Below are 16,149 nucleotides of genomic sequence, written 5' to 3' on the forward strand. Positions count from 1 at the left end.
CCCGTGGAATTGCCGATCCGCTCCAGAATATGTCGCAAAATAGCGTTGTCTATCTGTCAAACCGGCGTATATTTATTAGCCGGGCAATCAAAAATTCAGTATTGGCCTCCATGATTCCAACACGTTGGAATGGCCATGTGAGGAAAACCGCATTTCTCCAGATCTGTGAAAGAAGAATAAAAACAACAAAATGGACTCTACAATCATCATGATCAACCTGTTCGGCGCCGTGGCTCTGCTGCTGTTCGGCCTCGCGCAGGTGAAGGATGGCGTATCCAGAGCCTTCGGCGCCCGCCTGAGAACGGGGCTGGCGACCGGCACACGCGGCAGTCTTCGTTCCTTCCTGTCAGGCCTCGTTGCAACCGTCGCACTGCAGAGCTCGACGGCAACGGCGCTGATGACTGCTTCCTTCGTCGAGCGTGACCTGATCAAGCCGCGCATGGCGCAGATCGTTCTGCTCGGCGCCAATGTCGGCACCGCGATCACCGCCTGGATCGTGGCAACGGGCATAGAATGGCTCTCTCCTCTTCTGATTCTTGTTGGCATTGTGCTTTACCGCGGCCGTTCAAGCACCAGCCAGGGCGGCGGCACGGCGCTGATCGGCATCGGGCTGATGCTGCTGTCGCTGCACCTCCTTGGTCTTGCGACGGAGCCGATGCGCGCCTCCCCTGCTCTCGCCGCCTTCATCGGCCTGCTGGATGGCGCCCTGCCCGTGGCAATGATCGTCTCGGCAGCACTTGCCTTCGCATCCTCGTCGAGCCTTGCGGTGGTGGTGCTCATCCTGTCGCTCGCCTCGGCCGGCGTCGTCTCCGCCGAACTCGTCATCGTGCTCGTGCTCGGCGCCAATCTCGGCGGCGCGATACCGCCTGTCGTCGCGACATTGTCCGGTCCGGTTTCGGCGCGGCGCGTCACCCTCGGCAATCTCGCCGTCCGCACGCTCGGCTGCCTTATCGCCTTGCCGCTGGCGGGTTATGGGGCGGAACTCATCCAGATGCTGCCCTTCGGTCCTGCCAAGCTGCCGGTCGATGCGCATCTTGCCTTCAACCTTCTGCTGGCGGCGCTGGCCTGGCCATTCTCCCGGCCGCTCGCCACCCTGATGGCCCGGCTGGTGCCGGATCAGGCCGAGCCTGACAGCGCCCCAAAATATCTGGATGCGCAGGAGCTTTCAACGCCGGTCGTGGCCCTGGCCAGCGCTACCCGCGAAGTTCTCGGCGTCGGCGACTTGATCGAGCGCATGCTGATCCGGGTCTCCGAAGCCTTCGAGCGTAACGACGCATCGAAGCTTGCCGAGATATCCGCCCTCGAAGAGCGCGTCGACCGACTGCAGCAGGCGGTGAAGGTCTATCTCTCGAAGCTCGGTCGCGAGGGTCTCAGCGACGAGAACGCCCGCCGCTCGATCGTCGTCATCGATTATGCGATCAACCTCGAACATATGGGCGACATCATCGAGAAGGGCTTGCTGGAGCAGGTGGCGAAGAAGATCTCCCTCGGCCTGAAATTTTCCGAGGACGGTCATCAGGAACTGCGGAAGCTGTTCGATCTGACGATCGACAATCTGCGCGTCGCTCAGACGATCTTCGTCACCCGTGACTTCAATCTCGCGCGCCAGATGATGGAGGTAAAGGTCGAGGTGCGCCGGATGGAAAAACAGTCTGCCGAGCGCCACCTCGAACGTCTGCGTGACGGCCGCGCCGACAGCCTGCAGACGAGTTCTCTGCATCTCGACATGCTGCGCGACCTGAAGCGCCTCAACGCCCACATCGTCTCGGTGGCGCATCCGATCATGGACGAAAACGGCCTGCTGATCGAAAGCCGTGTGCGGGCGACTGCGAAGTGACCGTCAGTCGGCCGAAGGCAGGCGGCGCATGGTGAATTCGATCTGGTCGCCGTCGAGCTGACGCCAGCTCTCCACCTCGGTCCAGTAGGCGGCTTTCGGATATTCGTCGAACCATTCGCGCGCCTTGGCGCGTGCGTCCATGAGGCCGAGGCAATATGTCTCACGCACGAAATGGTCTTTCCTGCTCGGGGGATTTTCCGCCCGATGTCTCGCTATCCTGCGCTTCAGGCCGTCGAAGGACGGAGGCCCTGGAACTTTTTTCATCAAACCTACCTCCTCGGAAAAGGTAGTATCGAAGTTCTTGATTTGCGAGTCGAATCTTGGAAGCGCTCGGCGGTGCCTGGCCACGCTTGGCGAGATGCAGCACCAACTGCTAATCATGGCGTGCAATCAAGAATGAGCGAGTCGCCTCCGAAGGAGATGTCGACCGTCGGAGGCGTAAATGGAAAGACCGGAACTGCCCATCGGCTTGCCGGACGATATCGAAGAGAAGAAGGCTGCCGCCCGCAGTTGGTTCGAGGGATTGCGCGATACGATCTGCGCCTCCTTCGAGGCCCTCGAGGATGAGTTGGAAGGACCACTCTCCGACCAGGAGCCCGGCCGCTTCGTCGCCAAGGACTGGTCACGCGAAAACGGCGCCGGCGGCGGTGGCCGGATGTCGATGATGGAAGGCCGCGTCTTCGAAAAGGTCGGCGTCCATACCTCCACCGTCTACGGCGAATTTGCCCCGGATTTCCGCGCCCAGATACCCGGCGCCAAGGACGATCCGCGTTTCTGGGCCTCGGGCATCTCGCTGATCGCCCATCCCGTGAACCCAAACGTTCCGGCCGTGCACATGAACACTCGCATGGTCGTCACCACCAGCCGCTGGTTCGGTGGCGGGGCCGACCTGACGCCGGTGCTGTCACGCCGCCGCACGCAGGAGGACGAAGACAGCCAGCTCTTCCACAAGGCCATGGAGATCGCCTGCCGCAATCATGCGGTCGCCGATTACGATGCGTACAAAGCCTGGTGCGACGAATATTTCTTCCTGAAACACCGCAACGAGGCCCGCGGCATCGGCGGCATCTTCTACGACTGGCTGCATTCAGGCGAGGAAGCCGGCGGCTGGGACGCCGATTTCGCCTTCACGCGTGATGTCGGCCGGGCCTTCGCCATGGTCTATCCAAAAATCGTCCGCTCCAACTTCAATAAATTGTGGACAGAGGCCGATCGCGACGAACAATTGATCCGCCGGGGCCGCTACGTCGAATTCAATCTGCTGTATGATCGTGGCACGATCTTCGGCCTGAAGACCGGCGGCAACGTTGAATCCATTCTCTCTTCGTTGCCCCCCGTCGTTCGCTGGCCATGAAACTGTGATATCTCGTCGATAAATTCGAGGTGATAGACCTTCACGAAAATTCAGTGCGTCCTAACTTTATATGTATGTGCGTAACAATCGGAGGAGGATTGTCATGACGATACAAAGTGGCTCGCCAGCGTCTACGGATGTCCAGGAAACATCCCGCACTATCGACACATCCGAGTTTCTGACGCGCATCGCCGAGAAACTGCGGACCAAGAGCGGCTCGGATCTGCCGCTGTCCTGCTTCATCGAGCAGGTCAAGCTGCAACTGGCCGGCGGGAAGTCGCCGGAACAACTGCAGAACGAAGCAGCGGCCGCCAACAGCAACATGCCCGGTCAGCTTTCGGATACCTACAAAGCCTGGGCGATGCCCGACTGATACGGCCTTTACTGGCCGGCATGTCGATGCCGGCCGGAACCTTCCCTCCCCCCGCACATTCTTAAATCGCGTAAGATCGCGATCGTCGTTGTGTTTTGAACAGAGGAGAAGACCATGCGACTTTTCGAATGCGGCACTCTCGTTCCGGGCTGCGCCTGGCATACACGGGCGGATAGCGACGCCGAGGTGGTTCGCCGTGCCGTCGAGCACCTGAAAGATGCTCACGGCGAAACCACGATCCGCGAGAACATGGTGGATAATATCAAGGCTCGCATCCGTGACGAAGCGACCGCCGCCTGATTATTGCACGCGTTCCTGCAGCCGGGCGAGCAGCGCCGCCCGGTCGGAAACGAAGTTTTCCTCCACCCACTGGTTTTCCAGGCCGGCAAGCAGCTCGCCGACGCGCGGACCGGACGCGATTCCTGCCGAAATCACGTCGCCGCCGTTCAGCGGAAACTGCGGTTTCTTCCAGTGCATTGCCTTGTCCAGCAACTTGACAAGCCGCGCCGACCGCGCCATTTCGTCGAAATCGCTTTCAGCCTTGCCGCGCGCAACCGCAAGCGCCAGCTTCAGCCGTGTCGTGATGCCATCGGCACCGTTGCGGTAAAGCAGCCGTTCGAAGGCCGCCGACGACATGTCGTCATTAACAGGCGCTGCCATTGCCCAGGCCTTGAGATAGGCCGCTTCCGCATTCGAGAGCTTGAGCCGGGCTGCGAGCGCCTCCATGCGCGCCGCATCGGGCGGCACGATCGCCGCAAGGCGCAGCAACGGATCGGGCGTCCAGCCGAGCGCCTTTTCGGTGGTGATCAGCGAAGGGATCGCATCGATCCCCCATCGTTCCGATTCCGGGAGGATTTCCGTCAGCACCGCCACCTGCCGCATCCAGAGCAGCGCCCGGCCGGGATCGCCGGCGCCAAGCAGCTTTCGCAGTTCCGACCAGACGCGTTCTGCTGAAAGCGTCGTCAGTTTCGAACGCGCCGCGGAACACGCCTTCAGCCCCTCGGCATCCGGCCGTCCGGAACCGTAATAGGCAAAGAAGCGGAAGAAGCGCAGGATGCGCAAATGATCCTCGGCAATACGCCTTGCGGCATCGCCGATGAAGCGGATGTTGCGCGTCTCGATGTCGGCAAGTCCGCCAACGAGATCCACCACCTCGCCCTCGGCATCGGCATAAAGCGCGTTGATCGTCAGATCCCGCCGTTCGGCATCCGCCCTCCAGTCTGTGCTGAAGGCAACCTTGGCGTGGCGTCCGTCGGTCTCGACGTCGGTGCGAAGCGTCGTCACCTCGAAGGGCTTGCCGTCGATCACGAGCGTCACCGTGCCGTGCTCCAGGCCGGTTGGGACTGCCTTGATGCCGGCCGCCGCCGCCCGCTCCATCACCGCCTCCGGTCTGAGTGTCGTGGCTATGTCGACATCATTGACCGGCAGGCCCATCAGGCTGTTGCGCACCGCCCCGCCAACCACACGCCCTTCCCCGCCATCGGCGCTGAGAAGTGCTAAGATCCGGCCGAGCGCCGGGTCGCGGAACCATGCTTGGTCGGCAAGGCCGGTCATGCATAAAGCCTTTCGTAAAGCGTGCGGACGATGCCGGCGGTGATGCCCCAGATCATTCTGGTTTCATAGGGCACGCGGTAGAAATGCCGGTCGATGCCGTCGATGACACGCCTGTCGCGGGTGTGATTGGCAGGATCCATCAGGAAGGAAAGCGGCACCTCGAACACGTCGTCCACCTCGGTCGGGTTCAGCGTCAGCGCAAAGCCCGGCGTGACAACGCCGAGCACCGGCGTGATGCGAAAGCCCGTCGAGGCAAGGTAATTCGGTAGCCGCCCGACGGTTTCGACGAAGGAACCGGCCAGTCCGATCTCCTCCTCCGTCTCGCGGATCGCCGCCATTTCAGGGGAGATATCGGTGGGATCGATCGAGCCGCCGGGAAAGGCGATCTGCCCGGAATGTTTGCGCAGCGTCGCCGTGCGCTTGGTGAAGATCACATGCGCCTCTTCGCCGTCGTCGACGACGGGCACGAGCACGGCGGCGTCGCGCAGTTTGAAGGTCTCGACCTCGGCGACGATGTCGGGGTTGAGGATATGGTCCCCGTGATCGCGCCAGGCATGGTCGACCGGCCCGCCATTCTGATTGAGCGCGCGGCGGCGGAATTCGGTTGCGGAAAACAGCGGGTAGCGGTGGGTGATCGCATCATTCATCGGCAAAGCGCATCCAGTTCGTCGGCCGGCATGACCGGGAAGACCTCGCCGGCGGAGCAGATCGCAAACATCGCCCGCCCCTCCACGTCGAAAGTCTCGCCGAGCGCGACCAGTTCATACATCACTGCACGCGACACCAGCGCCTCCAGCCGCCCGCGCACATGCAGATAGGGTTTCAATTCGGCGTTGCCGTCCGCAATGGCAAAGCGCAGCCGATGCTCCCCTCCCGCCTCCACGACATCGCCGACATTGGTGCGGAAGGTCAACACCTGTTGACCTTCGCTCTCCGTCACGCTCATCTCCACGGCGATGAACGGAGCGTCGACGACCCTTATCCCGACCTTTTCCACAGGAGTTACGAGATAGGTCTTCTGGTCGTCGTCTTTCCTCAAAACCGTCGAAAACAGCCGCACCAGCGCCGGCCGGCCGATCGGCGTACCCATGTAGAACCAGGTGCCGTCAGCCCGGATTTCCATGTCGATATCGCCGCAGAATGGCGGATTCCACCGTTCGACGGGCGGCAACCCTCGTTTTTTCTCGCCACTTTCCTCAGACGCACGCGAAATCAGTGCGGCAAGTCCCGCCGCATCCGCCTGTCCGCTGATTTCCTCGGCTGCCATTCTTCCGTCCCGGTTTGTCCTTAACGAAGTAAAGTCACGAGATAGTCATTCGCAACGAACTTGTCAGCCCGTCACATCTCCATAACTCTATCGGGTATGAGGCACATGTATAAGTCCGCCGATTCGCTGCCGAATGATTTCAGCCGTTGGAGATACGCATGGGTATGATGAAGACCGAAGCCAGCCTCGATGAAAAGGCGATCGTCGCCGCCGCCGAAAAGGCGCTCTCCGATATTGCCGCCATCCGCGGGGAAGTCTCGAAAGTGATCTTCGGTCAGGAAAGCGTCGTCGAGAACACCATTCTCGCTGTGCTGTCAGGCGGTCATGCCCTGCTCGTTGGCGTTCCCGGTCTTGCCAAGACCAGACTGGTGACGACGCTCGGCGAGGTGCTCGGCCTTGCCGCCAACCGCATCCAGTTCACGCCGGATCTGATGCCCTCGGATATTCTCGGCTCCGAGGTAATGGACCAGGACGACAGTGGACGCCGCTCCTTCCGTTTCGTCAAGGGCCCGGTCTTCGCCCAGCTTCTGATGGCCGACGAGATCAACCGCGCCTCGCCGCGTACCCAGTCGGCCCTTCTGCAATCCATGCAGGAATATCACATCACAATCGCCGGCCAGCGCTATGACCTGCCGGCGCCCTTCCATGTGCTCGCCACCCAGAACCCCCTCGAGCAGGAAGGTACCTATCCTCTGCCCGAAGCCCAGCTCGACCGCTTTCTGCTGCAGGTCGACGTCAACTACCCCGAACTCGCCGCCGAGCGCCAGATCCTGCTCGAGACAACGGGCTTGGGCGAAACCCGGCCGGAAGCCGTCATCGATGCGCAGCGGCTGATCGAGATCCAGACCCTGGTGCGCCAGATGCCGGTGAGCGACACGGTCGTCGATGCCATCCTGGCGCTGGTGCGTTCCGCCCGCCCCGGACAGGGCAATGCCTCGACCGACAAGAACGTCGCCTGGGGTCCAGGCCCGCGCGCCGGCCAGGCAATGATGCTCTGCGCACGCGCCCGCGCGCTCTACGAAGGCCGTCTCGCACCGTCTCTGGACGATATCTTCGCGCTCGCCGAACCCATTCTCCAGCACCGCATGGCGCTGACCTTCGCCGCCCGCGCCGAAGGCATGTCGGTGCGTGATGTCATCGCCGGACTGGTCAAGCAGGCAAAGGGATAAGGAAGCCGGACGCGTGGCATCTATCGGACAGATCGTCAATCCGACACCCGGCAGCGATGCCCTTTCTCGCGCCAGGCAGCGGGCCGCCCTGGTGCCGGACTGCCTGGTGGAAGCCAAGCGCATCGCCAACACAGTGATCGCCGGCTGGCATGGTCGCCGCAAGCGCGGCATCGGAGAGAATTTCTGGCAGTTCCGTCCCTATGCCGAGGGCGAGAGCCTGTCGCGCATCGATTGGCGCCGCTCCGCCCGCGACGACCACACCTATGTGCGCGAGCGCGAATGGGAGGCGGCGCACACGATCTGGCTCTGGTGCGACATGTCGCCCTCGATGATGTACAAGTCGAGCTATGGCAACGTGTCCAAGGAAAGCCGCGCGCTGGTCATCATGCTGGCGCTTGCCGAAATCCTCGCCCGCTCCGGCGAGCGCATCGGCTGCCCCGGCATCATGGAACCCGCCTCCGCCCGCAACGCCGCCGAACGCCTCGCAGCCGCGCTCATGCACACGCCGCTGACGGGCGGCCTGCCGGAAACGGCGATGATCCGCGGCTGGAGCGACCTCGTCCTTATCGGCGATTTCCTCGACGATGCGCCGGCAATCATGGAACGGCTCGGCCCGCTCGCCCGCCGCGGCCTGCGTGGCCACGTGGTCGAGATATCAGACCCCGCCGAAGAGATATTCCCCTATAGCGGCCGCACCGAATTCACCGATCCGGAGAGCGGCGCCAGGCTCGTTTCCGGCCGCGCCGAACACATCCGCGAGGCCTATCGCAACGCCTACCTCGCCCGCAGGGACAGCCTCGGACAGTCGCTGCGCCATCTCGGCTGGACCTTCGCGACCCATCGCACCGATCATCTTGCTTCGGAAGCACTGGTCGCGGTGCACATGTATCTGTCCGGCATGCCGGCCAAGGCAACGCATGGAGGGCAGCTATGAGCGCCCTTCCCTTCGCTTTCGCCTATCCCGCCATTCTCGGCGCGCTCGTTGCCTTGCCGGTCATCTGGTGGCTGCTGCGGCTGACGCCGCCACGTCCGAAGACCGAGGTCTTCCCGCCGCTGAAGATCCTGGCCTTGGTGTTGAAGCGCGAGGAGACGCCGGCGCAAAGCCCTTGGTGGCTGACGCTGCTGCGCATGCTGCTCGCCGCCACCATCATCCTTGCGATCGCCGATCCGGTTTTCAATCCGCGCACCAGTTCGCTCGCATCAGGTGGCCCGCTCGTCCTCTTCGTCGATAACAGCTGGGCGGCGGCACCCGACTGGGAGCGCCGCATCCAGACCGCCGACGCGTTGATAGACGATGCCGAATCCGCCGGCACACCCGTGTCTATCGCTTTCACCGCCGATCCGACCAACGACGCCGTGCCCGGCACCGCCGCTGCCGCTCGCGACAAGCTGCGCGCTGCCGAGCCGCGACCGCTGGTACCGGACCGTGAGCGCGCCTTCCAGGCGCTGCGCGCCGCCCTGAACGGCATAAAGCCCGGCACCCTCGCCTTCCTGACCGACGGTGCCGCCGCCAAGGCCGACGACACGACGGTGCGCAGGCTGGCCGAACTCCAGCCCGCTGATCTGCGCCTGATTGAGGGCGATGCCGCAAGGACGGTCGCGATCACCGCGGCCAACAATGCGGCTGATGCCATGGCCGTCAAGGTCACTCGACTCAACACCTCGCAGGCCGCATCCGTGGCGCTGAACGCCGTCGATAGCCAGGGTCGCTCGATTGCCAATGGCAGGGTGGATTTCCGCCCCGGCCAGAGTGTTGCGACAAGTTCGATCACAGCACCCTTCGAGATGCGCAACGATTTCGCGCGCGTCAGCGTCGACAATGGCGCGACGGCCGGCGCCGTCCATCTTCTCGACGACGCGTTCAAGCGTCGCCGTGTCGTCTTGCTGTCGGGCGAAGGAGGGGATGAGTTCCAGCCGCTGCTCTCGCCGCTCTATTATATCCAGCGGGCACTGCAGCCCTATGCGGATCTGATCCAGCCCGCCGATTCCGATCTCTCGGTCGCGATACCAAAACTTCTCGCCAACAATCCCTCCATCATCATCATGGCCGATATCGGCCGGCTGCCGGAGGAGACCTACGAACCTCTGACGCGCTGGATATCGAATGGCGGCATGCTCCTGCGTTTTGCCGGCCCGCGCATGGCGGCGGCTCCCGCAGACGATCCGCTGATCCCTGTCATCCTGCGCCAGGGAGAACGGGCGCTGGGCGGCACATTGTCTTGGAGCGAGCCGCAGTCGCTTGCCGAATTTCCGAGTTTCGGGCCTTTTGCCGGCATAGCGCGCCCTGCCGATGTCGTCGTCAAGCGGCAGGTGCTTGCCGAACCGACGCCCGATCTTGCCGAACGCACCTGGGCTAGCCTGGCTGACGGCACGCCGCTCGTCACGATGAAGCAGATCGCATCCGGCCAGATCGTCCTGTTTCATGTCACCGCGGAAGCAACCTGGTCCGATCTGCCGATCTCAGGCACTTTCGTCGACATGCTGCGTCACCTCCTGCAGATATCGCGCTCGGGCGGCGTGACGTCGGAGGCGCGCGGCAATGCGCGTGTCTCCGAAACCCTGCCGCCATTCCGCATGCTGACGGCCAAGGGCACGCTGGTCTCCGAGACGGGTTCGGCGCGGCCGCTCATCCCGCAGGCCGGAGCCGAACCGACGGCGAATTTCGACAATCCGCCCGGGCTCTACGGTTCCGAGGACGGTTTCACCTCCCTGAACGTGCTGCCCGAGAACGCCGAACTGACGCCGCTCGACACGGCAGGGACCAATGCCGTGCGCGAAGGCCTGATCGGCGGCGAAAGCTGGTCGGCAAAACCCGCACTCTTTCTCGCAGCCTTTCTGCTGCTACTGGCCGATAGCCTGATCGTCCTCTTCATGAATGGCGCGTTCTCGCGATTGCGCCCGGCCGTCCGCACCGCAGCGATGATCGCAGTCGCCGTCGGCGCCGGCTTTCTCATGCAGCCCGGCACGCTTCACGCCGACGACTCCCAGCCCGGTGACGACCTCATCTTGCAGAGGCTTGATAACACGCACCTCGCCTATGTCGTCACCGGTGAACAGGACGTGGACAATATTTCCGAGCGCGGTCTTGAGGGACTCACCCAGTTCCTGACTTTCCGCACGACGCTGGAGCCGGCACCGCCCGTGGGCATCGACCTCACCAAAGACGAGCTCTCTTTCTATCCGATCATCTACTGGCCGGTTTCGGCAACGGCGCCGATGCCGTCGACCGCGGCGATCAGCCGTATCGACGCCTATATGCGCAACGGCGGCACCGTGCTTTTCGATACGCGCGATCAGATCAGCGCATTGGACAATGGCGGCAATGTCAGCGCTAACGGTGAGAGGCTGCAGGCAATCCTCGCCAATCTCGACATTCCGCCGCTCGAACCGGTACCATCAGACCATGTGCTGACGAAATCCTTCTATCTCCTGTCGAGCTTTCCCGGTCGTTATACCGGCAGCCCCCTCTGGATTGAGTCCCGGCAGGGTGGTCAGGGGCCGAGCGAAAAATCGGCGGCAACGGCCGACGGCGTTTCGCCGATCCTGATCACCGGCAATGATTTCGCCGGCGCCTGGGCGATCGACGACAACGGCGTACCGATACTGCCGACCGTGCCGTCGGATGAAACGCAGCGCGAATATGCCTACCGTTCCGGCGTCAACATCATGATGTATATGCTGACCGGCAACTACAAGACCGACCAGGTCCATGTTCCCGACCTCCTCGAACGGTTAGGACAATGAGATGACGTTCGACTTTTCGCCCTTCCTGCCCTGGTCGGTTCTGGCTGCACTTGCCGTCGTCAGCGCTGTTATCGCCGCCTTCGCGATCTGGCGCGGCATTCGCGGCGCCTGGATCAGAACGCTGGCAGCACTCGCCATGCTGACCGCCCTTGCCAATCCTGTGCTCCTGCAGGAAGACCGGGATCAGTTGTCGACGATCGTCCCGGTTCTTGTCGATCGAAGCCAGAGCCAGCAGACGCCCGATCGCGTCAAGATGACCGACGATGCGCTTGCGGCCTTGAAGGGACAGCTCGCCCGCTTCCCCCAGATTGAGCCCCGCTTCGTCGATGTCGAAGGCGACGTCAATTCCGACGTGCCGTCCACGCGCCTGTTCGACGCGCTGTCGGCCAACATCGCCGATGTCCCGCCCGCCCGTATCGGCGGCGCAATCATGCTGACCGACGGTGAGGTCCATGATGTTCCGGCCGCCAATCAGGCGCTCGGTTTCGACGCGCCGATCCATGGCCTCGTAACCGGCAAGGCCAACGAATTCGATCGCCGCATCGAAGTCATCAAGGGGCCGCGCTTCGGCATCGTCAACGAGGAGCAGCAGGTGATCTTGCGCGTCTTCGACGACGGCCCGAGCCCGGGCGGCGCGGCCGATGTCACGGTGAAGCTGAATGGTGACGAGATCGCCACCCTGCAGGCGACACCAGGGCAGGATACGCCCTTCTCCTTCAAGGTGCCGGGTGGCGGCAGCAATGTGCTCGAATTCTCGGTCGCAGCACTTCCTGGCGAAGTCACCACCGCCAACAACCGTGCCGTCCACGTCATCGACGGCATCCGCCAGAATCTCCGCGTCCTGCTTGTCTCCGGTGAGCCGCATGCCGGTGAGCGCGCCTGGCGCAACCTGCTGAAATCCGATGCGTCGGTCGATCTCGTCCACTTCACCATCCTGCGTCCTCCGGAAAAGCAGGACGGCACGCCGATCAACGAGCTGTCGCTGATCGCCTTCCCGACGCGTGAACTCTTCGTCGACAAGATCAAGGATTTCGACCTGATCATCTTCGATCGCTACCAGCACCGCGGCGTGCTGCCGCTGCTCTATTACGATTACATCGCGCAATATGTCGACAATGGCGGCGCGCTGCTGATCGCCGCCGGCCCCGAGCACGCCGGCCCCGATTCCATTGCACTGACGCCACTCTCCTCGGTCCTGCCAGCAACGCCCACCGGAGAGATGATCGAAAAGGCCTTCTATCCCCGCCTCTCCGAGGAAGGCCGCAAACATCCCGTCACGCGCGGCCTTGATGGTTCGGGCGAGGAGCCGCCGCATTGGGGCCGATGGTTCCGCAGCGTCGATGTCGACCGGCCGCAGGGCGAGACGATCATGCTCGGCGCCGACAACCACCCGCTGCTGGTGCTGAACCGCGCCGGCCAGGGCCGCGTCGCCATGCTGCTTTCCGATCAGGGCTGGCTCTGGGCGCGCGGCTTCGAAGGCGGCGGTCCGAACGTTTCGCTCTATCGCCGTATCGCCCATTGGCTGATGAAGGAGCCGGCGCTCGAGGAAGAAGCGCTGACGGCGCGCGCCTCCGGCCGGACCCTTGAGGTCACGCGCCAGACGATCGGGGACAATCCCGGCAACGCCACCGTGCGTTATCCCTCCGGCAAGACCGAAACCCTGCCGCTCACCCAGTCCGAACCGGGCCTCTACAAGGCCGAGAAGAGGATGGACGAGATCGGCCTCTTCGAAATCCGCAACGGCAAGCTGTCGACGCTTGTCCATATCGGCGCCGTCGACGCGCCGGAATTCAAGGCGATGATCTCGACAACCGAGGTGCTGCAGCCGGTCGCCGACAGAAGCAAGGGTCTCGTCGCCCGCGTTTCCAATGCAAATGGCGCGATCTCCGTCCCGCCGATCCTGCCGGTGCGCGGCCAGGTTCGCGTCTCCGACAACGATCGCATGATGATCCGCATGACCAGCGAGACGGTCTTGAAGGGCATCAACACACTGCCGCTCTTTGCCGGGTTCGCTGGCGTCGGCATCCTGCTTCTCGCCTTCGGCGCCATGTGGTGGCGCGAAGGGCGGTAATCTCATGCCGGAATTCGAGCTCACCGCTTCGCCCTCGCCGGAGGAACTGGCGGCGATCACCGATGCGCTCTCGGCCTTCAACAACAGCGATGTCGGCCCCTCGAATCGCCGGCCGCTTGCGGTCCTCATCCGCGACACCGACGGAAAGGTGACGGGCGGTCTTTCCGGCTTTACCGCCTGGGGCTGGCTCTTCACCCAGATGCTCTATATTCCCGATACACTGCGCGGCACCGGTATATCAGGCAATATCCTCGCAAAGGCGGAAGAAGAGGCCAGGGCGCGAGGGTGCCGCGGCGCCTGGATCGACACGTTCAGCCCTCAGGCTCTGCGCGTCTATCTGCGTCAGGGTTATGAGATTTTCGGAGAGCTCAAGGATTTCCCGGAAGGTCGCACGCGCAGCTTCCTCCGGAAAAGCCTCTAGCAGGATGCGAGGATCGAAAGAGTTAGAGGTCCTTTGTGCGTCCGCGCACGGCGCTCTAAATCATTCGCGCCAGGCGATCGTGCCTTTCAGCCGCTCGTGCACGCCCTCGGCGATCGGAACGACGAGCACACGACGGGGATCGACCGGGCCTGGAAAAGAAAGCGCGTTGTAGGAGACCTTCTCGAAGCCGAGCGGTCCGTAATAAGGCGGGTCGCCGACGAGGATGACAGCTTCCGAGCCCTTGCGACTTGCCGCCTCCACTGCGATCCGCACCAGTTCCCGGCCGATGCCCTTGTTCTTGTGAGAGGGACGGACGGCGAGCGGGCCGAGCAGATGGCCCTTCACTGTACCGGCCAGTACCGGCGTCATGCGCACGGAGGCTATCGTCTCGCCGTTATCGGTGCAGATGAAGGAAAGCGACAGGTCATGCGGTCCCTGCTCACGGATGCGCGCGGCAGCGCGCGTGAAGCGGCCTGGACCGAAGGCTTCTTCGTTGATGTGTTCGATGGCGGCGTCATGGGACGCGTCTTCAGTGAGGTAGACGAGATCGTGCTTGTACATGATGACAGAAACCGGATGGACAGATTGATGGGTCTCGAACACGCCTTGGGCGTTCGGGAGCATCAGCGTCGTCGCAGGTTTCTGGAAATGAACATCAAGCAGGGGTCCGAAAATCGTGAAAAGGCCGATAGCAGGAAAAATTTCCGCCGTCCAACGCAAAATGCACGACGTGACGCACTGTTCAGTCTTTGCCGCCTGTAAAGCCCTGCCATCTGCGATATCTTCCATTCCAACACGCAATCAAGGGAATGTAGACCATGGGAATGCTGGTGGACGGCGTTTGGCATGACGCCTGGTACGACACGAAGGAGAGCAAGGGCCATTTCAGGCGGCAGCCCTCGCAGTTCCGCAACTGGGTGACATCAGACGGTGAGGCCGGCCCTTCCGGCAGCGGCGGCTTCAAGGCCGAGGCCGAGCGTTACCATCTTTATGTCTCGCTCGCCTGTCCCTGGGCGCATCGCACGCTGATCTTCCGCAAGCTAAAGAAGCTCGAAGAGCTGATCTCGGTCTCCGTCGTCGATCCGCTGATGGTCGAGAACGGCTGGGAATTTAAGGTCGGCGATGGCGCCACCGGCGATCACCTCTTCGGAGCGTCCGCGCTTTGGCAGATCTATGTCAGGGCCGATCCGCACTATTCCGGCCGCGTCACCGTTCCCGTGCTCTGGGACAAGAAGACCGGCACGATGGTCAGCAACGAATCCGCCGAGATCATCCGCATGTTCAACAGCGCCTTCGACGGGCTGACCGGCTCGACGGCTGATTTCTATCCCGAGGACCTTCGGGCCGACATCGATGCACTGAACGCCACCGTCTACGACACCGTCAACAACGGCGTCTACAAAGCGGGCTTTGCCACCACCCAGGAAGCCTATGAGGAAAATGTCGGCAAGCTGTTCGAAGCACTCGACACGCTCGACGAACGCCTCGGCAAGGGCCGCTACCTCTTCGGCAACAGATTGACCGAGGCCGACTGGCGCCTATTCACCACGCTGGTGCGCTTCGACCCCGTCTATGTCGGCCATTTCAAGTGCAACATCCGCCGCATCGCCGATTACCGCAACCTGCCCGGCTATCTCAGGGACCTCTACCAGACGGCAGGCGTGGCCGAGACGGTGAACCTGTACCACATCAAGCAGCATTATTACCGCAGCCACAAGACGATCAATCCGACCGGCATCGTCCCCGTCGGTCCGGCGCTCGATCTCGACAGCCCGCATGGCCGCGCCAGGCTAAATGCCGCCTGATACTTCTTACCACCGGTGATCGGGCTCCTGCTCGCCCCGAAGCTCGGCGAGGCGGCGATGCGTCGCCTTGGTCGTGCCCTCGGGCAAGCTGTCGAGGGAAAAGAAGCCACTGTCGGATATCTCCCAGTCCGGCGGTCGCGGCGCCGTCTGCTCGACGGTCGCCCGGTAGAAGACGACATGGTCGCGCCTTGTCGTCGTGGTATTGAAATAGACCTGGATCAGCTGCGGCTTGCCGATGATCCTAAGGTTGCCCTCCTCGCGCAATTCCTTGACAAGCGCTTCCTCGACCGTCTCGTTGCGCTCCAGCCCGCCGCCCGGCATATGCCAGCCGCCGATATAGCTGTGGCGCACGAGAAAGATGCGTCCATCTTCATCGAAACAGGCGGCCCGCACGCCCACGGTCATGCTGCGGACGAAACTGAAATAGACATGCAGCAGGCGCAACGCCAGCCTCGTGTAGAGGGGCCTGTTCTCTTTATCCACTATCGCTCCGTTTCAGCTCTTCATCGCGCCCGATGTGTTTGATTTGTCAATAAGCTGGTCTATGTCTCGTA

16 protein-coding genes are annotated in these 16,149 nt (G+C 62.7%); 10 read left to right on the forward strand and 6 right to left on the reverse strand.

Annotated elements, in window-relative coordinates; genetic code table 11:
- Window positions 1–190 precede the first annotated feature (190 nt).
- Complete coding sequence (locus ACD590_RS15755; protein ID WP_439003024.1) at window positions 191–1,837, forward strand: Na/Pi cotransporter family protein; 1,647 nt, start codon at window positions 191–193, stop codon at window positions 1,835–1,837.
- A gap of 3 nt (window positions 1,838–1,840) precedes the next feature.
- Here the strand turns inward: ACD590_RS15755 and ACD590_RS15760 are convergent, their stop codons facing one another.
- The gene (locus ACD590_RS15760) at window positions 1,841–2,101 is read right to left on the reverse strand and encodes a hypothetical protein (RefSeq protein WP_018243054.1); all 261 of its coding nucleotides are present in this window, start codon (window positions 2,099–2,101) and stop codon (window positions 1,841–1,843) included.
- A gap of 178 nt (window positions 2,102–2,279) precedes the next feature.
- Between ACD590_RS15760 and hemF the strand changes: the two genes are divergently transcribed.
- From hemF to ACD590_RS15775, 3 genes are all read left to right on the forward strand, one after another.
- Window positions 2,280–3,191: an oxygen-dependent coproporphyrinogen oxidase gene (gene hemF / locus ACD590_RS15765; protein ID WP_047618591.1), complete on the forward strand. Its 912-nt coding sequence runs from the start codon at window positions 2,280–2,282 to the stop codon at window positions 3,189–3,191.
- Window positions 3,192–3,294: 103 nt separating this feature from the next.
- A complete protein-coding gene (locus ACD590_RS15770) occupies window positions 3,295–3,564 on the forward strand; it encodes a hypothetical protein (RefSeq protein ID WP_018243056.1) in 270 nt (89 codons plus the stop codon).
- A gap of 114 nt (window positions 3,565–3,678) precedes the next feature.
- Entirely contained in the window at window positions 3,679–3,864 is a 186-nt protein-coding gene (locus tag ACD590_RS15775) for a DUF1059 domain-containing protein (RefSeq protein ID WP_003561358.1), read from the forward strand.
- Here ACD590_RS15775 and ACD590_RS15780 read toward each other — a convergent pair whose 3' ends face one another.
- From ACD590_RS15780 to ACD590_RS15790, 3 genes are read right to left on the reverse strand one after another with little or no spacing between them, the layout of a single operon-like run.
- Window positions 3,865–5,118 (reverse strand): CCA tRNA nucleotidyltransferase, encoded by a 1,254-nt coding sequence (locus ACD590_RS15780; protein WP_439003025.1) that lies wholly within the window; start codon window positions 5,116–5,118, stop codon window positions 3,865–3,867. It lies immediately after the preceding gene.
- Entirely contained in the window at window positions 5,115–5,765 is a 651-nt protein-coding gene (locus ACD590_RS15785; RefSeq protein ID WP_018243058.1) for a CoA pyrophosphatase, read from the reverse strand. Before ACD590_RS15785 ends, ACD590_RS15780 begins: the two co-directional genes overlap by 4 nt.
- Window positions 5,762–6,385: a DUF1285 domain-containing protein gene (locus ACD590_RS15790; protein ID WP_018243059.1), complete on the reverse strand. Its 624-nt coding sequence runs from the start codon at window positions 6,383–6,385 to the stop codon at window positions 5,762–5,764. The genes ACD590_RS15785 and ACD590_RS15790 overlap by 4 nt, the downstream gene beginning before the upstream one ends.
- Window positions 6,386–6,543: 158 nt before the next feature.
- Here ACD590_RS15790 and ACD590_RS15795 point away from each other — a divergent pair, with 158 nt between their 5' ends.
- The 5 genes from ACD590_RS15795 to ACD590_RS15815 are packed head-to-tail and all read left to right on the forward strand — an operon-like array spanning window position 6,544 to window position 13,790.
- Window positions 6,544–7,554, forward strand: coding sequence for an AAA family ATPase (locus ACD590_RS15795; RefSeq protein ID WP_003541786.1), 1,011 nt, complete (start codon window positions 6,544–6,546; stop codon window positions 7,552–7,554).
- A gap of 13 nt (window positions 7,555–7,567) precedes the next feature.
- Window positions 7,568–8,488 carry a DUF58 domain-containing protein gene (locus ACD590_RS15800; RefSeq protein WP_018243060.1) on the forward strand — a complete coding sequence of 307 codons (921 nt, stop codon included), beginning with the start codon at window positions 7,568–7,570 and terminating at the stop codon, window positions 8,486–8,488.
- Complete coding sequence (locus ACD590_RS15805; RefSeq protein WP_427147885.1) at window positions 8,485–11,298, forward strand: DUF4159 domain-containing protein; 2,814 nt, start codon at window positions 8,485–8,487, stop codon at window positions 11,296–11,298. The genes ACD590_RS15800 and ACD590_RS15805 overlap by 4 nt, the downstream gene beginning before the upstream one ends.
- A 1-nt stretch (window position 11,299) precedes the next feature.
- The gene (locus ACD590_RS15810; RefSeq protein WP_247265075.1) at window positions 11,300–13,369 is read left to right on the forward strand and encodes a hypothetical protein; all 2,070 of its coding nucleotides are present in this window, start codon (window positions 11,300–11,302) and stop codon (window positions 13,367–13,369) included.
- A gap of 4 nt (window positions 13,370–13,373) precedes the next feature.
- Complete coding sequence (locus ACD590_RS15815; RefSeq protein ID WP_183619197.1) at window positions 13,374–13,790, forward strand: GNAT family N-acetyltransferase; 417 nt, start codon at window positions 13,374–13,376, stop codon at window positions 13,788–13,790.
- Window positions 13,791–13,850: 60 nt separating this feature from the next.
- Here the strand turns inward: ACD590_RS15815 and ACD590_RS15820 are convergent, their stop codons facing one another.
- Window positions 13,851–14,414, reverse strand: coding sequence for a GNAT family N-acetyltransferase (locus ACD590_RS15820; RefSeq protein ID WP_183619199.1), 564 nt, complete (start codon window positions 14,412–14,414; stop codon window positions 13,851–13,853).
- 194 nt (window positions 14,415–14,608) lie between these two features.
- Here ACD590_RS15820 and ACD590_RS15825 point away from each other — a divergent pair, with 194 nt between their 5' ends.
- A complete protein-coding gene (locus tag ACD590_RS15825; RefSeq protein ID WP_439003026.1) occupies window positions 14,609–15,595 on the forward strand; it encodes a glutathione S-transferase family protein in 987 nt (328 codons plus the stop codon).
- A 6-nt stretch (window positions 15,596–15,601) separates the two neighbouring features.
- Here ACD590_RS15825 and ACD590_RS15830 read toward each other — a convergent pair whose 3' ends face one another.
- Window positions 15,602–16,078, reverse strand: a complete 477-nt coding sequence (locus ACD590_RS15830; protein WP_439003027.1) for an NUDIX domain-containing protein — start codon at window positions 16,076–16,078, stop codon at window positions 15,602–15,604.
- Between the last annotated feature and the right edge of the window lie 71 nt (window positions 16,079–16,149).

The organism is Rhizobium sp. 862_C5_N1_2, from assembly GCF_051811205.1.
In the GTDB taxonomy this organism is placed as follows: domain Bacteria; phylum Pseudomonadota; class Alphaproteobacteria; order Rhizobiales; family Rhizobiaceae; genus Rhizobium; species Rhizobium leguminosarum.